This is a genomic window from Actinobacillus genomosp. 1 (genome assembly GCF_029774175.1).
GTDB lineage: Bacteria > Pseudomonadota > Gammaproteobacteria > Enterobacterales > Pasteurellaceae > Actinobacillus.
The window spans coordinates 887975-905921 of the sequence record NZ_CP103834.1 but is presented as its reverse complement, the minus strand read 5'-3'; the positions used below and the strand labels follow the sequence as shown (position 1 = coordinate 905921).

Annotated in this window: 17 protein-coding genes; 6 read left to right on the top strand and 11 right to left on the bottom strand. The window is 35.1% G+C overall.

What is annotated here, in order from left to right; translation table 11 throughout:
• The first annotated feature begins 15 nt into the window (after window positions 1-15).
• The 4 genes from NYR63_RS04200 to qatD are packed head-to-tail and all read left to right on the top strand — an operon-like array spanning window position 16 to window position 4570.
• Window positions 16-1782, top strand: a complete 1767-nt coding sequence (locus NYR63_RS04200; RefSeq protein ID WP_279458329.1) for a KAP family P-loop NTPase fold protein — start codon at window positions 16-18, stop codon at window positions 1780-1782.
• A gap of 3 nt (window positions 1783-1785) precedes the next feature.
• Window positions 1786-2526 (top strand): hypothetical protein, encoded by a 741-nt coding sequence (locus tag NYR63_RS04195; RefSeq protein WP_279458328.1) that lies wholly within the window; start codon window positions 1786-1788, stop codon window positions 2524-2526.
• Window positions 2526-3842 carry a Qat anti-phage system QueC-like protein QatC gene (gene qatC, locus NYR63_RS04190; RefSeq protein WP_279458327.1) on the top strand — a complete coding sequence of 439 codons (1317 nt, stop codon included), beginning with the start codon at window positions 2526-2528 and terminating at the stop codon, window positions 3840-3842. The genes NYR63_RS04195 and qatC overlap by 1 nt, the downstream gene beginning before the upstream one ends.
• Window positions 3839-4570, top strand: a complete 732-nt coding sequence (gene qatD / locus NYR63_RS04185; RefSeq protein WP_279458326.1) for a Qat anti-phage system TatD family nuclease QatD — start codon at window positions 3839-3841, stop codon at window positions 4568-4570. The genes qatC and qatD overlap by 4 nt, the downstream gene beginning before the upstream one ends.
• Before the next feature lie 221 nt (window positions 4571-4791).
• On the opposite strand, the gene NYR63_RS04180 is transcribed toward qatD, so the two are convergent.
• The 4 genes from NYR63_RS04180 to NYR63_RS04165 are packed head-to-tail and all read right to left on the bottom strand — an operon-like array spanning window position 4792 to window position 7185.
• Window positions 4792-5133, bottom strand: coding sequence for a hypothetical protein (locus tag NYR63_RS04180; RefSeq protein WP_279458325.1), 342 nt, complete (start codon window positions 5131-5133; stop codon window positions 4792-4794).
• 31 nt (window positions 5134-5164) lie between these two features.
• Entirely contained in the window at window positions 5165-5818 is a 654-nt protein-coding gene (locus tag NYR63_RS04175; RefSeq protein WP_021117068.1) for a hypothetical protein, read from the bottom strand.
• A gap of 17 nt (window positions 5819-5835) precedes the next feature.
• Window positions 5836-6711 (bottom strand): hypothetical protein, encoded by an 876-nt coding sequence (locus NYR63_RS04170; protein WP_279458324.1) that lies wholly within the window; start codon window positions 6709-6711, stop codon window positions 5836-5838.
• A 12-nt stretch (window positions 6712-6723) separates the two neighbouring features.
• Window positions 6724-7185 (bottom strand): hypothetical protein, encoded by a 462-nt coding sequence (locus NYR63_RS04165; protein WP_279458323.1) that lies wholly within the window; start codon window positions 7183-7185, stop codon window positions 6724-6726.
• Window positions 7186-7334: 149 nt separating this feature from the next.
• On the opposite strand from NYR63_RS04165, the gene NYR63_RS04160 reads away from it, so the two are divergent.
• A complete protein-coding gene (locus NYR63_RS04160; protein ID WP_279458322.1) occupies window positions 7335-7718 on the top strand; it encodes a helix-turn-helix domain-containing protein in 384 nt (127 codons plus the stop codon).
• 253 nt (window positions 7719-7971) lie between these two features.
• Here NYR63_RS04160 and NYR63_RS04155 read toward each other — a convergent pair whose 3' ends face one another.
• From NYR63_RS04155 to NYR63_RS04130, 7 genes are all read right to left on the bottom strand, one after another.
• A complete protein-coding gene (locus tag NYR63_RS04155; RefSeq protein WP_431831772.1) occupies window positions 7972-8673 on the bottom strand; it encodes an IS256 family transposase, variant Zn-binding type in 702 nt (233 codons plus the stop codon).
• Window positions 8645-8875, bottom strand: coding sequence for an IS1/IS1595 family N-terminal zinc-binding domain-containing protein (locus NYR63_RS11305; RefSeq protein WP_431831771.1), 231 nt, complete (start codon window positions 8873-8875; stop codon window positions 8645-8647). Before NYR63_RS11305 ends, NYR63_RS04155 begins: the two co-directional genes overlap by 29 nt.
• 123 nt (window positions 8876-8998) lie before the next feature.
• Window positions 8999-9409 (bottom strand): hypothetical protein, encoded by a 411-nt coding sequence (locus NYR63_RS04150; protein ID WP_279458321.1) that lies wholly within the window; start codon window positions 9407-9409, stop codon window positions 8999-9001.
• Between the two features lies 1 nt (window position 9410).
• Window positions 9411-11450 carry an integrase gene (locus NYR63_RS04145; protein WP_279458320.1) on the bottom strand — a complete coding sequence of 680 codons (2040 nt, stop codon included), beginning with the start codon at window positions 11448-11450 and terminating at the stop codon, window positions 9411-9413.
• Window positions 11451-11452: 2 nt separating this feature from the next.
• Complete coding sequence (locus NYR63_RS04140; protein ID WP_279458319.1) at window positions 11453-12973, bottom strand: site-specific integrase; 1521 nt, start codon at window positions 12971-12973, stop codon at window positions 11453-11455.
• Window positions 12960-14240: a site-specific integrase gene (locus NYR63_RS04135; protein WP_347710368.1), complete on the bottom strand. Its 1281-nt coding sequence runs from the start codon at window positions 14238-14240 to the stop codon at window positions 12960-12962. Before NYR63_RS04135 ends, NYR63_RS04140 begins: the two co-directional genes overlap by 14 nt.
• 149 nt (window positions 14241-14389) lie before the next feature.
• Complete coding sequence (locus NYR63_RS04130; protein ID WP_005601045.1) at window positions 14390-14914, bottom strand: single-stranded DNA-binding protein; 525 nt, start codon at window positions 14912-14914, stop codon at window positions 14390-14392.
• Window positions 14915-15064: 150 nt separating this feature from the next.
• On the opposite strand from NYR63_RS04130, the gene uvrA reads away from it, so the two are divergent.
• Entirely contained in the window at window positions 15065-17893 is a 2829-nt protein-coding gene (gene uvrA, locus NYR63_RS04125; RefSeq protein WP_279458316.1) for an excinuclease ABC subunit UvrA, read from the top strand.
• Window positions 17894-17947 lie beyond the last annotated feature (54 nt).

Genomic DNA, 17947 nt, shown 5'->3' with positions numbered 1-17947 from the left:
AATCAGGGTGATTTAATGTGGTCAGATACTGAGTCTAAAGAAGACTATCTTAATTTTGGTGAGGTATCCCAAATTGTTACTGAAATATTGGAAACTGAGGCTATGTTACCAGTTTCAATAGGTATTTTTGGTAACTGGGGAGCAGGTAAGTCCTCTTTGTTAAATTTAATTGAGCAACAAATCAAGCCCGATGAGTGGATTGTGATTAAATTTGATGCTTGGCTTTATCAAGGATTCGACGATGCCAGGGCAGCACTTTTAGAAGTGATTGCTAGTCATTTGATTCAGGCTGCCAAAGATGACGAAACCATTTGGAAAAAATCTAAAAATTTATTTGCAAGAATTGATGGATTGCGTTTGTTTGGTTTAATGGCTGACGGGGCTGCTTTAGTAGCAGGAATACCAACTTTTGGTTTAATTTCCAGAACATTTGAAACAGCCCAAAATTCATTGGATGGTATTCAGGATAAAGCAGAAAGCAAACAAGTTGTGGAGGTAGGAAAAGAAATTGTTGATTCAGGCAGAAATCTGATTAAATCCAAAGAAAAACAAACACCACCACAGCAAATTGATGCATTTAGAAAAGAATATGGCGAAATATTACAGGATTTAGGCAAAAAGCTAGTTATTGTGATTGATAATCTTGACCGTTGCCTGCCTGCTAATGCTATTCAAACATTGGAGGCGATTCGTTTATTTTTATTCTTAAATCGTACTGCTTTTATTATTGCGGCTGATGAGGAGATGATTCGCCATTCTGTTGCAGAGCATTATAAAGATTTGTCATATCGTCATCAAATTGATTACTTGGACAAATTAATTCAAATCCCCATTCGTGTACCCAAAGCAGGTGTGCTTGAAATTCGTGCATATTTGTATATGCTATACGCCATTCATCAAAAATTATCCACCGAAAAACTCGCAAATTTACGCCAATTTTTAGAAAACCATTTGCAACAATCTTGGCAAAATCAGTCTTTAAAACCAGAGCAGGTAACTAGTGAAATTGATGAACAAAAGAATCACAATTTATTGGCAGATTTTGAACGAGCAAATAGAATAGCTCCCTTATTAGCAAATTCGCCTAATATTCACGGCAATCCCAGAATTGTGAAACGCATTTTAAACACCATTAAAATGCGTGCCAAAATCTCAGATAAGCGTCAAATGCCATTAAATGAAGCGATTATTACCAAATTGGTGATTTTTGAGCGATGTGTAGATTCTGATGTAGTAACAAAATTTTATCAACTTATCAATAAAGAAGATGGCAAACCCAAACTATTAAAGGAGTTAGAACATAGCAATGAGCAAAGCTTATCAACACTCTCTGAAAATAAACCCATTCAAGAATTTATCAAAGAGTGGGTAAAATTAGAGCCCAAATTATCTGATGTTGATTTGCGAGCAGCAATTTATTTATCCAGAGAAACCATACCACTAAGTACTTATACCGCTCAACTTTCTCAAAAAGCCCAAGATGCTTTAAGTATTTTGCTTAAAACCACATCAAGAGCAGGATCACAAAATACCAAAAATGCCATTCAGCAATTAACAATAGATGAACAAATCTCTGTTATGGAAGCCTTAATCGAGCAATTAAGAAAAGCAGATGATTGGAGTGCAAGTCCAAATGGTTTTACGGGCGCTTGTTTGTTGGCAGAAATTTCAGAAAGTGGGGCAATAATTTTAAAGCGCTTTATTATTGAATTGAAAAATAAGGGTGTTAATTATCCGTGGTTTGAGAGAAGATTAAAAAGTGAAACTTGGTATCAGGAGTAAGTAATGGGGACTTCACAATCTAGCGTAGGACCAAATGGTCGTTCTCCTCTATTACCTTCTTGGGTTGATGGTAGTCAAACACAACCACAGACACCAGACCCACAAAGAACAAAAGGATTGCGTCAAGCAATCGGTAGGGCTGTGAGAGGTGGTGGGCGTGAGGAAGTGCGTAAAGCACTCGGTCATTATGCCCGAAAAGCCAGTGGCGGTAAGCATATTGCTGTACAAAAATCAGGAAAAATCACCCAAGCCGGTGCTGGCTTATTTGGTATTTTTTCAGGTAGCCAGCAGCAACAATATTTGGTTAATTTACACAGTTTAAATGGTCAGCCTTGCGATGCAGTCATCAACCAAATTACCGAACTTTTGGCGGGTCATCACGGAGATTCAGACAAAATTCGTTATGCAATGAATATTGCTTTATCAGAAGCATTGGAAGGAATGACAACATTTGATGAAAATAGCGTTACCATTGAAGTCATCGGTAAAATGATGATTTGTTATTTAACTGAAAGTATTTTCCTACAAATTGCACACGATGCTGGCAAGGCGTGGAATAAAGCCGATAATCTTATTCAAATTTCCAATGTTGAAAATGATTTAAGGCAATTAATTCGTGAAGTAGTGGATATTAAGCTCGCGCCTAAATTTACAGATAATGTTTGTCAGTTAACAACCGAACAAATGCAAGAAATTCAAAATCAAGCTATTGTCGAAATTTTGGAAGAGTGGGAGAATTATTGATGGCTCAATTGGTTTTTCATCACGATATTGAACAATTAAAAAAACTACCAAATGGTGTAGTACCTGTTCGACTGTATGGAATGGGTGATAGAAATCTACAAATTGCTCATATAGGTAATAAAGTTTTGGATAGCGTAAGAAGATTGGGTGTTGAACTCAATAATCAAACCATGGATTTTCTTACCATTGCTATGGCAGTAACGGCAGCAGATACTTTTGTTTTGCGAAAAAATACCGCAAATGGTTGGTGTCGTTCTTTTTCTATTACTTTGCCTTTATGCCAACCTGATATTTGGCACACAAACAAAACCCATTTAGAACATATTTTACACTTTTTAAGTGGTGATATTTGGCAATTTGATTTTCAAGCAGGCGGGCAATTGCCGCCAGAACCTTATAAATTAAATGGTAGAACCAAATTACTGGATTTAAGAAATAAAGACAGTGTGTGTTTATTTTCAGGAGGTTTGGATTCGGCAATTGGAGCGATTGATTTATTGGAGAAGGGACATTCTCCCATTTTAGTTAGTCATTCTTATAAAGGTGATAAATCACGTCAGCAAGCTATTATTCAGAAACTTAAACAAAGTGATTATATTAATCAATTTTCCCAATTTAATGCTATTGCACAACCACATTTAAACAATGGTGGGACTACTGAAATCACCATGCGAACCAGAAGTTTGAATTTCTTGGCTTTCGCAATTGTGTCAGCTTATGCGTTACAGGAAATTGTACAAGAAGAAATTGACGTTTTTGTGCCTGAAAATGGGGTGATTTCTATCAATGCTCCCTTAACACCACGCAGAGTCGGTACTTTGAGTACCCGTACCACACACCCTTATTTTATTCAAGAAATACAAAAATTGTTCACTGCGGTCAATATTCCTTGCACTTTAAAAAATCCTTATCAATTTAAAACCAAAGGGCAAATGATAGCAGAATGTGCAAATTTACCATTATTACATCAAATTATTCCTGATACCGTTTCATGTAGCCATTGGAAACGTAAAAATCAGCAATGTGGGGTTTGCGTACCCTGCCTGATTCGTAGAGCATCATTGCATTATGCTGGAATTACCAATGATGCTCAATATGAATTCAATACCATTCAGCAAATCTTGGCTTATCAAGATAGAAGAGATGATTTATTTGCTTTAATAAGTGCTATTCATCAAAAAAGTCATCGTAATATGAATCAATGGGTTTTACAAAGTGGTTCATTGCCTATTCAACACTTAAATCAGTTTGCTGATGTTTTTATGAATGGATTGAATGAAGTGGAACAACTTTTAATAGCGAACCGAATATTATGATGGATATGCATTGCCATTTGGATTTATATCCTGATCCACGATATGTCGTAAAACGATGTCAGGATGAAAACCTCTACATATTATCTGTTACAACCACACCAAAAGCGTGGTATGGAACAAATTTATTGGCAAAAGATTGTCCTCGTATTCGCACTGCCTTGGGATTACATCCCCAATTGGCTCACGAACGTTGGCAAGAATTGGAATTGTTTGATGCATTATTAAATCAAACTCGCTATGTGGGGGAGATAGGCTTGGATGGAGGAAAAGAGTTTAAAATGCATTGGGAAACCCAGCTAAAGGTTTTTCGCCATATTTTAAGAAGCTCAGCAAAATCTGGCGGAAAAATATTAAGTATACATTCTAGAATGAGTGCAAATACTGTGCTAGATGAATTAAGTCAAGTGAATGATAATTTGCCAATCCTTCATTGGTTTTCAGGCACAAAACAACAGCTAAAACGAGCGATTGAAATGGGTTGCTATTTTTCTGTAGGACCTGCAATGTTAAGTAGCAAAAAGGGGTATGAGTTGGCTCAACTTATGCCAATAGAAAAAATATTAATTGAAACCGATGGACCTTTTGGGAATATAAAAACACAAGCTTTATTTCCTTGGAATGCCAATATTAGCATTCCAATATTGGCAGGTATGTGGGGAATGAATATTTCAGAAGCTGAAAATATATTGAGACTAAATCTCTTTAGCTTAGTTTCAAAACATATATAAACCATAAGCCTACCTATCAAAATTCTCAATTACTCCCAATAACTCAAATTCCTTATAATATCTCTACTTACAATCTCAACTCAAACCATTAGGGGATTCCCCTAATGGTTTGAGTTATTTAATTTACAATGAAACTTTTATTATAGCTAGGCAATATCTAGCTATAATAAATAAGACTACCTATTATTAAGCTGCCTTTAATCGATCAAAATAACACGTTTTTAATATCCTTCTATTCGAATACCAGTACCTTTTAGAATACGGTTGTATTCTCTAATATCTCTGTCTGATGTTTTAGGTGTAAATTGTAAATCACCGTCTTCATCATAAGAAAACTGAGAAGGCATTTCCATACCACCTACATTTACTCGCTTTTTCCCTTTATTAGGGTTCTTCTTAATCCGAATAACTTGTCCTGTTGAAGATGTTTGTTTTTCAACTTTGGATTTGTGTTGAGTTTGTTTTGTTTCTGTCGTTGTCGATTGTATAAATTTATTAAATTCGGCAACCGTACAACCTGAAAGAAAAAAAGCCATAATACAAGGGGTAATAAGTTTTTTCATTGTGTATCCTCAATAACTAAATTTAATCGGCTTAAATTTGTGATGTTTGTCGTCTCACAGTCTTTATCATTTGAATGTGACCACAACAAGGACATTGAGATGTTCTATCAAAAAATTGTGTTGTGGTTTGATAGTTTCTCGTTTCATAGTAATGTGCGTGATTATCATGTCCCATATAATCCGTGTTAGACCTAAAAGACTGAAATGAAGCGGTGTTTTTTAAATCAACAAGGGGATAATTTGCAATTCTATCCGTAGTAAAACAATGCTTGCACTGATAGCTAGTTCGTATGTAGATATAGTATCTATAAAGTGCAAATAAAATTGCAAATCCTAAAAAGAAAGCCGTCCATAATTCATCTGGGTGAGAACGTAAACTTACATTAAAAGGAATTGCTATAAGTACAATAATTCCACCTAATGCTAGTAATTTAAATGGTAGTTGTTTTCTCTTATCTTGCTCTTTTAATACCTCTCTTATTTTATTAGCTTCATCTTCTGATTTAGCTTGAGATAATAAAGATATAAGTTGTTTCTTGTCTGTTTTAATATCCACTTTAATGTTATTAAAATTAGTATTAAATACAGAGTTTACTGTTTGAGCGATATTGGGTGGTAAATTGACTTTCCTACTAACAATCTCAACCGCAAACTTAAATAAATGTTTGAGAACAAAATTAAGCATATTTACTCCAATGTAATTTATTTATTAAAGTAATTCCATAGACTATCGGCATTATTAGAACTTAATGCTTTTTCAAATGAAGTCGGTAGCATATATGTTTGTTTCGATGTATTAAATTCAACAAGAACTTTCCCTTTTCTTGAACCTAATTTCTTACTTGCATAACCACCTGCCCAGCTATATCCTTTAGGAACATTGTCCCCTATGGGGCTTTCAATAATGTGAACTTTATCTAATACATAACTTAGCTCAATAGGATAAAAACCATTTGCTGATTTGATATCTGAGCGAATTTTGGGCTTGCATTCAAAATTAATCGTTGTTGAACGAGATGATGAACTTTCACAACCTGAAATTTTATTTAGCGCATTACCTACATTATAAATCCAGTAGATACTGCTATCTTCTCCTGATGTGCCACCATCATTTATTTTTAATTGAAATCCAAGACTACTTTTCCCTAATGAGACAATTTTGATTTCTGACGGAGCTAAGTCTAACTCATCATTCATTTGCTGTTCTAAAGTCCAAGTATCTGATTGTTTGTCAAAAATGAAAAGATGGCTACCCATTTTGGGTTGATATATAGCAACATAACGTTTTTCACCTTCTGTTGTGCGAATGTCTTTCAGTGTATGCTGAATCAATATATCTTCTACTTGCCACCCATTATCATAAATAGCCTGTGGATATAGCTGTTTAATTAAATTATCAGTAAATTGTTTTTGCGTTACATTAGCTGGAATACCTGATACCGAATTTCCAATCTTTGATGTAAGCTGCACAAGATGCTTTAATACGGAATTATCAGGTAGTCTCTCCACTGAATTTTGAATTTGTGTACAACCAGTTAGCATGCTGATAGTAAGTAATGCAATAGATAACTTTTTCATTTCTGACCTCACTTACATTGCACATTGGGCGAGTGATTTTTTGAAGCTATAACCATTTTCCGTAATGAAATCTGAAACTAAGCATTGATTATCCTTACATTCAAATGAATATTTGAGTGTTACCTTTGTGCTTTTATCATTTTTCATGCGGAATGCTGTCATCTGCACTTTATCAGCCACGACTTTAAATTTAGGCTGGCTCGGTTCCCAATCTTGTCCTACACCATAAATCGTATATCCTCCTAAGCAGAGTGAATCAAAATCCTCTTCTGATTTATCGTGCTTTTTAGCCTTTGCAATAACCTTTTTGAAATCTGGTGTAACATATTTTTCTAAATGACCGTAAGGGTTATTGATACCACTCTTATGATAAATTTTAGTAAGAGTATCCAGTTTAGCTTGGTCAAGATCGGGGGCTGCCGCAACGTTAGTAGAAAACATAGCAATAGCTAATACAGAGAGTAGCTTCTTCATTGTTAAAATCCTTCTTTGTTTAATTTATGTAGATACTAAAATATTCCTTTATTAGGTAATTTCAGCTTTATATACTTTATCAGATATTCCTTTATTGGTAAATCATCAACGAAAATATCAATAAAAGATAAGTGAAGGAATATTGAGTAATGTCTAAATTATCGGTGACAGATGTAGATAGATTTATAGGGAAACGAATCCAACAACGCAGAAAAGAATTAGGATTTACTGCCTCTGCACTTTCAGAACAGATTGGTATTGCTCAACAGCAACTCTCTCGCTATGAACGTGGTGATAATAAAATTAATGTTTCTCATTTAGTTGAAATTGCAGCGACACTTGATACAGCTATTGGGTGGTTCTTTATTGATTGTTTATCTGAAGAAAAGAAAGTCACCAATACAAGAAAATTTATTCCTATTGGTGAAGATGAAGTGAGAGAGCGTTTAGCTTATCACATGGATCAGCTAAGTGCTGATGAACGGAGAGGATTATTAGTATTTTTAGATAGCTTATCTGCTACAAATAAATAAAAAAATACTTGTCCTAATGAGTGCAAGAACAGTTTTTTCTAGATATTTAGAAATACACCATCATATATCTGAACCATCTTGTTTACTCTGCTTTTGAAACATAACCAGGTTAAGTAAATAAATCTCTCACACTTAACGGACGCCCTAAAAAGGCATAGTAGACAAAAAGGTTGGTATTTTGCAAAACTATGCCTCTATTGGACAAAAGGGTTGGTTTTATAATTTCCTCATCATCATTAGCCACTCTTTTTATTTAAAAATCCTGTATAAACAATATCTTATGCTTTCTCGTTAAACCACTATGTGGACGTAATTTATCTTTCAGTTCTTTAAATAATCCTTCTATCCTATTTGTCGTCTTTTCAATATGTAATTCTGGATATTTCTCATAAGTAAAAATATATTCCAAATAACGTTTAATACTTGCTAAAGCACTCCTTACATTTCGATGTTTATAAGGATATTTTCCTTTTTCATTCGGTTTATCTGACCGTTCCTCTAAAAAGGCTTTATGCTTTATTTTCCAGTAATGCATTTTTAAATAAAATTCATTTTTTGAACTTGCCTTTAACGTTTTTATTATGGTTTTTAATTCTCTTCCTGCGTGAGATTGATGCTTTTTTCTTAATGCTCTCATCACGATTGCCACTAAATGAAATTGGCACATTTGCGTGGGCGTATTCATTAAATCTTTCAATAAACCACGCCTGCCATCACAGGTAATAGATTGAATGATATAGCCTTTTTCTCTTAAATGATTGATGGCTTTCTTGTAATAAATATCTTTTTCCGTTTTCACAATTTGGTGATAAACCACTTTGGTTGAAAGGCTATCAATAAAAACCATCACGCCAAAATCACGATGAAAGAAAGTGGTATCAATAATTAAATTTAAATATTTATTTTGAGGGGCATTTAAGAAGGCTTTAGGGGCTTTTTCTAAATATCGTTGAATTGTTTACTGAACACTGATATTTGTTAGCGAGTTGTTGATATGTTTGTTTTCCAACAGAATAATCCAACCAAATTTGGGTCGAATTTAATTTAGATGTTAAGGTAAATATTTTATTGCAAGCTGAATATTTATAACGTTGAAGCTTATTTTTAAAGCCATACTTTTGTGTTTTGGAAGATTGACAAAAAGGGCAAGTTTTTATTCATATTTCAAAAAGGTAGGTTAAAGCCTTGTACTATAAGGCTTTAACCCACTTTTTACCAACCTTTTTGTCTACTATGCCCCTAAAAATAAAAATCTGATCGAATAGATAGACACAGGTCTGTTATCTTTGCTGGCGATTAATTGCAATAAGAGGTTGATTGAGCTTATCGCTTGTCATACCATGCATATATGCATTATATTGCCATACAATGAATTGTTGCTTGTATCGCTCATTGATTTCTTCTAAGCGTTCTACTTGAGCTTTCAAATTATTGATTTGCTTTTGTAGATAATCAACGGTTACATTTGGTAGAGGATTAGCTTTTATGCTTTCTTTTATTCTTTGTTTTCGTTTAGTAAAGGCTTTTTGAACATCTGAATAATTTGCTAGAGACTGCCTTTCAATACTTTTAACATTAAGCAGCTCTGATACTTTATTACAAAGTAAATCCCATGTTAATTTGCCTTCCCAAGTATTAATTAATAAGATAATATCTTCTAAATTTTCTTCTGTAATAAGAATTTTAGGCATACTATAACTCCATTAATCTGTATAAATCATCGTCTAATTTAGCTGTTTCTTGCGTTTTTATATCTATATCCATTCCTTTCTCCAGTAAAACTAATTTGACCGGGGAAGGATCATATTCATCTGGCATTCGTAATAATGAACCATTTGGGATAGCATTATTTTCTAAGAACTTAATTTTAGTTTTTATGTGTGTTAGTCTCCATCCCAAATTACTTATCCAACGATCTGCGCCAAAAACACCTATTTTATGGTGTTCTTTAGCTTTATTAAATTGTTCAGTTAGCTGAGTTTCACGTTGTTTTAAGATTTCTAAAGAAGATTCTAAGCCTTTAATACACACAAGCTCTTTGCATGTTTCACAATCACCATGACGAGAGCATGGTGACATTGCATAATCGTGTTCGCAAATACCTATTTCTGTTACTGTTGCGATTCCAATTCTATCTTTTCCTAAGTCTTCATAGGTAACAGGAAGATTCAAATGAATTTTATCTAAGATGGAAATATCCTCAGGAATGAGTAAATTTCTAGCTGATTCACTTTTTTCTTCTTCTGTTCTGTGATCATAAGCTTTGTTATCTGCAACTCTAGCTCGTCCCGCCCAATTAGCTAAAGTTAATTCATCCATTCCACCACGCTCAGCTTTTGTACTTAGCCAATGTCTCGCATTGTGCGATGGTAATCTAATAAATTCTCCTTTAGATGTAACTATGCAATGTTTTTCCCATAATGATGTTTTAGGGCGTGTCTCAGAATAGCAAAATCTATCATTAATTTGATTCACGGTTGGTAAGACAAAAGAAAAATTTTTAGGAGGAAATTTATCATGGAATTCATTTTCTCGGAACAACAATAAAGCTTCTGAAGCCTTAACATTTTTATTTTTATCAATATATGGCCAGTAATTAAATTTGGATGTGTATTTTTTATATAAGTATTTTCCTAATGTGTCATACGTTATAATACCATGATTTTCATGCATTAAATTTTTAAACCATTTAGCATTAAGTCCATTTTTTCCATTAACACCTAAAATTTTACCTATCTCTATCTCAGTTAAAGGTTTTTGAAGCAGTGGTGTATGCGATAGAAGAGTTTTATCTAATAACATTAGTGTGTTTGGAGTATCCTCTGCAAATTTTGCAGCTATTCGTGCAGGAGAGCTGATATTTATTAAACGTTTAACTGCTTCAACAATAACATCTTGCATACTGCTAGGAACCCATTTTAATCCTTCTTTCCCATTTTTTGCTGGTATCCATCGGATACCTAATTGTTTATTTCCCAAACTATCCTCTTCCCACTCTAAACAATTAATGGATAAAGACATTAACTCTGAACAACGAGATGGAGCAACCATAAGTAGAGCCATAACAGCCGTATAATATTCAGTTTCTTTGTCTAAACTGGGAGCATCATGAAAGAGTTTAGCAATCAACATCATTTCTTCATCAGTTGGCATTTTACTTGAGCGGTATTCTTTTCCTTTTTCATCCAGTAATATAGTCAAATCTCTAGGACGTTTATAAGGATTTTCCCATAAAGGTAGTTGAGGTGTGATTTGATTTTCTCTACAAAAATCAAATAGTTTTTGAATTTGATAACCTAATTTATTGACTGATTCCGTACCTTTTTTATATTTTTTTGATACGATATTTTCTACTTCATGAATAACTAAATAATCAAGCTGAAGTATGTCAGCCTTTCCTTTAATATTATAGAGAGCTATTTCAACTATACGTAAAGATTCAATATGTCGGGCTAAATTGCGAATGGGATTTAGAGAATAAGTATAACTAATATAGGCTTTGGCAAATTCAATAAATGGCTTAGCTAGTGGCTCATAGTAATAAGCTGTGGATTTAACTCTATCTGTAGAAAAACGGACTTGAATAGTATGGATATTAAAGGTTGTTTTCCATTGATTACTTTCCCAACAATTATCTCCAAATGCTGTAAGATTATTTTTACAAAATTTAATAAACTCATTTAAGGCAGTTTTAGGATTATCACTGGTTGAAGTAAAAATTGGCGTATTCATAATTAATGAGCCTCTGTGGATTTTTTCATTTCATTACATGCTTGAACAACATATTCAACAGCTAAAATAATACGGTCTTTGGATGAGGCGTAATCTACACTTTTAGTTTGTTTTAAACGTTCTTCTTTTTCTTTGTACAATTTATTTAGGATTTGCTGATGAGGACCATCAATTAGAGGCCTAAACTTAGGGCACAAATAACAAGTTTCATAACTAGTTATACAAAAATCATTTGTTCCACATGCACCTATAGTACTTGTTCCATCATTAGTTATTAAAGATGTTGGATCATGTCCCCTTTCACTTTCATTTAAATTAGAAATAATTCTACCCGTAAATGCTTGAGCCAGTTTTCCCATTTCAGCACCCATAACACGATCGATATATTGCACCGTATCAGCTGTATTTTCGGTATAAACTTTTACATTTTGTGTATCTGTGTGATCTAAAAGCTCCGCTATAATTGTTGCTCCAACACCCTTTCTCCCTAAATTAGTTCCTCTAGTATGGCGAAAGCGTCTTGCAGTTACATGAATAATTTCCCCAGTTCTTTCTGAAACGGCTTTTTGTTGAATACAAAATTTTCGTAATACATTTTGTTCCAATGATGAAGCTGAATAATGAAAAAAATCCTTATCTAATAACGATATATCGAAGCATTTATTTTTTATATTCATTTTCAATCCCCTCCAATCTATAAAGATTGGCAATTTCATCTTATAACTAGAGATAAATGATTCGCTCACTATCTCAAGTAATTTTTTGTATTGAAAATCTATAAAGTTTAATAAGATCAAATATAGATCTTCGGTTATTGCTAATTTTTTAAATGTAGTTCTAAATAATCCACCTCTTTTTTTAGCACTAGGAATATTTAAGTAGTAGTTCCATGTTCCTTGTGATATTTCTTTTTTTAGGTCTTCAAATTTTAAATGGCGTATTTGAATAGGTCTTCTAGCAGTAGCTTGTAGCAAGTGAATATATGTATACGCTTCAAATGAAATAAGATCTTCTTTCCAGAGTCTTGCTAGTTCAACCATTAAAGCCAAAATTTCATTTTCAGTAAAAGCTCCTGTATAAGGGCATCTCATTAATACCGATTTACCTTTATCATTTCCGCTTAAGGTAAAGCTTTCTAATAGAGATGCAACAGATTTATCAACCCCATAGTAACCGTATTCATACCATGAGAGTAAAAAACCTTTTAATGCCCCTAAATACCATTCATGTTCTTTTCCTAATGTATTTTTCCAATTCAATATTATTGATACATCAATGTTCTTTAGATTGGTTGAAATTACTAATCGTTGAAATTGTTGATACATGTGAAATACATGGTAACTTGAATATTTTTCAGCATATACAGCTAATGTTTTTCTGAATCCTTTTAGTGTTTTTTTGTTTATATTTAATATTGTCTGAGAAAAATTGATGGTTTTATCTTTACTTATTTTCCAAGAATTATCATTTTCATCAAATACATACCCATCTCTAGATTGCCGAAGAATTTTATTCTGACTCATAGTTATCAACCTTTTCCTGAAATTCAGTTTGGAGTTCTAATAATATTTTATTAGCTTTTTCTTGAATATAACGTTGATTGTAAACATTTCCAGATTTTTCTGACGTATGCCCCATAAGATGCTGTCTCATTTTTGCTTCTTTTTCAGGTGAAATAAAATCTTTATGAGAAGAATCATTATTTACACTTTGGTTATTCTTATCTACTTTTCGTGAAAAATCTAAGTTCCATTCATGACGAAAGATATGTGGATGAATGATAGAAAATTTAGGATCTATCTGTTTCATTGTGGGTAAAATAACATTATCAAAAGAACTTGTACTAATTGGATTTCCTTGTGTTTTCCCCTTTCTATGAGTTACAAATAAATATGGATGTGCATTTGCATAAGGGATTTTAGAACGATAGTTCATAATATAGTCATCGATGAGCTGAGCTGTTTTTTTTGAGATTGGTAAGCGCCGTTCTTTAGTCTTACTTACAGCTTGTATTTTCCTTGTATCAAATTTATCGTCATGTGTTCGTTTAATTGTAATTGAGGACTTAGCTGTTCCTATATCAATATATGGAATTTGAATTGATAATAATTCCCCTCGTCTAATTCCTAATTCTTTCAGTAAAACGAACATTAAATGGTTTCTTTTTTGAATTCCGATATCTTTAAATGGATTATTAGGGTTAGAAAAATTTGAAATAGATATAAATTCATCTAACAAACCATCAAGTAACTCACTTTCTGGCTTTATGGAGAATCCTTTATGATTTTGGGGTCTTGCCTTTTTAATTAATGTAACTAATTTTGTGATTTTTTCGATATATTCGTTAGATACACGAATTACTTTAGATAAAAATAATATATATTCTGAAATAATTGTGAGTCTATTATATTGGTGGCTAAAAGATGCAGACGAATAAATATCAATAAATTGAGTTTGACCTTTCATTAAAACATTCTTTTTCGTACTATTTACATTCTTTTGTTTTTTTGCATTTAACCTCATATGTTGAATAAGAGATTCTAATTGCTCGCTAGTTAATACTATCTCTCTATGAATTAAATCACTTATAACAAGATTATTACCTTTTTCCCAACTCATTAGCCATTGTATAGCTATTAGTTTATTTCTGATAGTGTTCACTGCGGATTGATTACGCAGTTCTACAGTTACCCATAGGGTTGAATAAAAATCAGGAATACCAGTTTCCTCATTAACTAGTAGAGGAAAACGTTCTCCGTTTGAGAAAAGGGTTGTCTCTAGTCTATACATATCCATTTAATTTACAAAATTATCATATATAAATACTAACAAATGAGATAACTTATGTCAAAATTAACGTAAAAAAAGAGAAACCTTGTTTTGCAAGGTTTCTCCCTAATTTTTATGATTTATTTTTACAGAATTTATGTATATGGAATTCAGAACGGGATATCGTCGTCGAAGTTATCCATTGGCGGTTCTGCTTGAGCTGGTTTTGCAGCTTGTTGAGCAGGGCGACTTGCTGTTTGGTCATAGCCGTAACCGCTGTTACCTTGGTTGTAACTTTGTTGTGGCGCTGGTGCTGAGTTTCCCCAACCGCCTTGGTTACCGGCGAAATCACCGCCTTGGTTACGTCCGCCTAACATTTGTAAAACGTCACCTTGGATTTCGGTGGTGTAACGATCTTGGCCGTTTTGGTCTTGCCATTTACGTGTTTTTAAACGGCCTTCAACATAAACTTGTGAACCTTTACGTAAGTATTGACCGGCAACTTCCGCTTGGCGACGGTAGAATACGATACGGTGCCATTCGGTTACTTCACGGCGTTCGCCCGTATTTTTATCTGTCCAACTTTCACTGGTTGCAACACTAATATTTGCAACCGCTTCGCCGTTTGGCATAGTGCGCATTTCAGGATCGTTACCTAAATTGCCCACGATGATAACTTTATTAATACCTGCCATAAAATCCTCTGTGAATTGATTAAGTGCTGTAAAATTTTGTGCGACATTCTACCTGAAATTCAAAAAAATGCACGCATTAAAACTGATATTTTGTACAGTTACTTAAAATATGCGATAATAAAAAACATTTTTTAGTGAGAGCAACCGATTATGCAGTACATTGATGTTCGTGGTGCGAGAACCCACAACCTTAAAAATATCAATTTAATTCTTCCTCGAGATAAATTTATTGTAATTACCGGCTTATCCGGATCGGGTAAGTCTTCTTTAGCTTTCGATACGCTGTATGCGGAGGGGCAACGCCGTTATGTGGAATCCCTTTCCGCTTATGCACGCCAATTCCTTTCATTGATGGAAAAACCGGATGTGGACCATATTGAAGGGCTTTCACCGGCAATTTCTATCGAGCAAAAATCCACTTCGCATAACCCACGTTCCACTGTGGGTACGGTAACCGAAATCCACGATTATTTACGTCTATTGTTTGCCAGAGTCGGTGAGCCTCGTTGTCCGGATCACGATTTACCGTTGGCGGCACAAACCATTTCGCAGATGGTGGATAGAGTAATGGAAGAGCCGGAAGGCAAGCGTTTGATGTTACTTGCACCGGTGGTTAAAAATCGTAAAGGCGAACATGTAAAATTATTGGAAAATCTGACCGCTTCCGGCTATATCCGTGCCAGAATTGACGGCGAAATCTGTGATTTATCTGATCCGCCGACATTGGAATTACAGAAGAAGCATACGATTGAAGTGGTGGTCGATCGCTTTAAAGTGAGAAGTGATATTGCCACACGTTTAGCGGAATCGTTTGAAACGGCATTGGATTTATCTGGTTCGACCGCGATTATTGCCGATATGGATGATCCGAGTGCGGATGAAATCGTCTTTTCGTCTAGTTTCGCTTGTCCGCATTGCGGCTATTCGTTACACGAATTAGAGCCTCGTTTGTTCTCATTTAATAACCCGGCGGGTGCTTGCCCGACATGTGATGGTTTGGGGGTAGAGCAGTATTTTGACCCGAATAAAGTGGTACAAAATCCGGATGTCTCATTAGCAAGCGGTGCGATTAAAGGTTGGGATCGCCGTAGCTTTTACTATTTCGGTTTGTTGAAATCGGTGGCGGATCATTATGATTTTTCACTGGATACGCCGTTTAAAGATCTGACTAAAAAACAATGTGAAATTATTCTGAACGGCTCAAAAGACGAAATCGAATTTGTTTATGTCAATGATCGCGGTGATAAAGTAAAACGTAAACATACCTTTGAAGGTGTGTTAAATAATATGGCTCGCCGTTATAAAGAAACCGAATCGAATTCGGTGCGTGAGGAATTAGCGAAATATATCAATAATCGCCCGTGTTTGGAGTGTGAAGGTTCTCGCTTACGTCGAGAAGCTCGCTATGTATTTTTAGATAAAACTAATTTGCCGATGGTGTCGGAAAAATCGATTGGTGAGGCGTTAGAATTTTTTGAACAGTTAGATCTTGCCGGTCAAAAAGCGAAGATTGCGGAGAAAATTTTAAAAGAAATTCGTGAACGTTTGCAGTTCTTGGTGAATGTCGGTTTGAATTACCTCTCGCTTTCTCGTTCGGCAGAAACCTTATCCGGCGGTGAGGCGCAACGTATTCGTTTAGCTAGCCAAATCGGTGCAGGCTTGGTTGGGGTGATGTATGTGCTTGATGAGCCCTCTATCGGTTTGCACCAACGTGATAACGAACGCTTATTAAATACTTTAATTCATCTGCGTAATTTGGGTAATACCGTAATTGTGGTGGAGCATGATGAAGATGCGATCCGTGCCGCAGATCATATTGTCGATATCGGGCCGGGAGCCGGTGTACACGGCGGACAGGTTATCGCACAAGGTACAGCGGAAGAAATTATGCAGGTGGAAGATTCGATTACCGGACAATTCCTCTCCGGCAAGCAGAAGATTGAAATTCCGGCAAAACGAGTACCTTATGACGCGGCTAAATTGCTAACCTTAAAAGGGGCAAGTGGTAATAACTTAAAACAAGTACAGTTGGATATTCCGGTTGGTTTATTTACTTGTATTACCGGTGTGTCGGGTTCGGGTAAATCGACTCTAATCAACGATACCTTGTTCCCATTAGCACAAAATGCGTTAAATCGTGCGGAACGTACCGATGTCGCACCTTATGAGTCAATTGATGGATTATCGCATTTCGATAAAGTGATTGATATCGACCAAAGCCCGATTGGGCGTACGCCTCGTTCAAACCCGGCAACTTATACCGGTTTATTTACGCCGATTCGTGAATTATTTGCCGGTACTCAAGAAGCGAGAGCGAGAGGCTATAATGTCGGACGCTTTAGTTTTAACGTGCGTGGCGGACGTTGTGAAGCCTGCCAAGGTGATGGCGTGATTAAGGTAGAAATGCATTTCCTACCGGATGTGTATGTGCCGTGTGATCACTGTAAAGGTAAACGTTATAACCGAGAAACCTTGGAAATTCGTTATAAAGGCAAAACGATTCATCAAGTGCTGGATATGACTGTGGAAGAGGCAAGAGAATTTTTCGCACCTGTGCCGGCGATTGCGCGTAAATTGCAAACCTTAATGGATGTCGGTTTATCGTATATTCGCTTAGGACAGTCTTCGACTACGCTATCCGGCGGTGAAGCGCAGCGTGTGAAATTAGCAACTGAGCTTTCCAAACGTGATACAGGTAAAACGTTATATATCTTAGATGAACCGACTACCGGTTTGCATTTTGCCGATATTAAACAGTTACTTTCGGTGTTACACACATTGCGTGACCAAGGTAATACGATTGTGGTGATCGAGCATAATTTAGATGTGATTAAAACCGCCGACTGGATTGTGGACTTAGGCCCTGAAGGCGGTTCGGGCGGCGGACAAATTATTGCGACCGGTACACCGGAAGAGGTGGCGAAAGATAAACGCTCGCACACGGCAAGATTTTTAAAAGAGATCTTAGCTAAAGGGTAAATGCCAAACGGTGTTTAACAAGCGGTCTGATTTTGCAGGAAATTTGCAAATTTC

Excerpts from the sequence above, each read along its gene's own strand:
- NYR63_RS04200 (WP_279458329.1), top strand. The coding sequence starts at position 16 with ATGTGGTCAGATACTGAGTCTAAAGAAGACTATCTTAATTTTGGTGAG.
- NYR63_RS04195 (WP_279458328.1), top strand. The coding sequence starts at position 1,786 with ATGGGGACTTCACAATCTAGCGTAGGACCAAATGGTCGTTCTCCTCTA.
- qatC (WP_279458327.1), top strand. The coding sequence starts at position 2,526 with ATGGCTCAATTGGTTTTTCATCACGATATTGAACAATTAAAAAAACTA.
- qatD (WP_279458326.1), top strand. The coding sequence starts at position 3,839 with ATGATGGATATGCATTGCCATTTGGATTTATATCCTGATCCACGATAT.
- NYR63_RS04180 (WP_279458325.1), bottom strand. The coding sequence starts at position 5,133 with ATGAAAAAACTTATTACCCCTTGTATTATGGCTTTTTTTCTTTCAGGT.
- NYR63_RS04175 (WP_021117068.1), bottom strand. The coding sequence starts at position 5,818 with ATGCTTAATTTTGTTCTCAAACATTTATTTAAGTTTGCGGTTGAGATT.
- NYR63_RS04170 (WP_279458324.1), bottom strand. The coding sequence starts at position 6,711 with ATGAAAAAGTTATCTATTGCATTACTTACTATCAGCATGCTAACTGGT.
- NYR63_RS04165 (WP_279458323.1), bottom strand. The coding sequence starts at position 7,185 with ATGAAGAAGCTACTCTCTGTATTAGCTATTGCTATGTTTTCTACTAAC.
- NYR63_RS04160 (WP_279458322.1), top strand. The coding sequence starts at position 7,335 with ATGTCTAAATTATCGGTGACAGATGTAGATAGATTTATAGGGAAACGA.
- NYR63_RS04150 (WP_279458321.1), bottom strand. The coding sequence starts at position 9,409 with ATGCCTAAAATTCTTATTACAGAAGAAAATTTAGAAGATATTATCTTA.
- NYR63_RS04145 (WP_279458320.1), bottom strand. The coding sequence starts at position 11,450 with ATGAATACGCCAATTTTTACTTCAACCAGTGATAATCCTAAAACTGCC.
- NYR63_RS04140 (WP_279458319.1), bottom strand. The coding sequence starts at position 12,973 with ATGAGTCAGAATAAAATTCTTCGGCAATCTAGAGATGGGTATGTATTT.
- NYR63_RS04135 (WP_347710368.1), bottom strand. The coding sequence starts at position 14,240 with ATGTATAGACTAGAGACAACCCTTTTCTCAAACGGAGAACGTTTTCCT.
- NYR63_RS04130 (WP_005601045.1), bottom strand. The coding sequence starts at position 14,914 with ATGGCAGGTATTAATAAAGTTATCATCGTGGGCAATTTAGGTAACGAT.
- uvrA (WP_279458316.1), top strand. The coding sequence starts at position 15,065 with ATGCAGTACATTGATGTTCGTGGTGCGAGAACCCACAACCTTAAAAAT.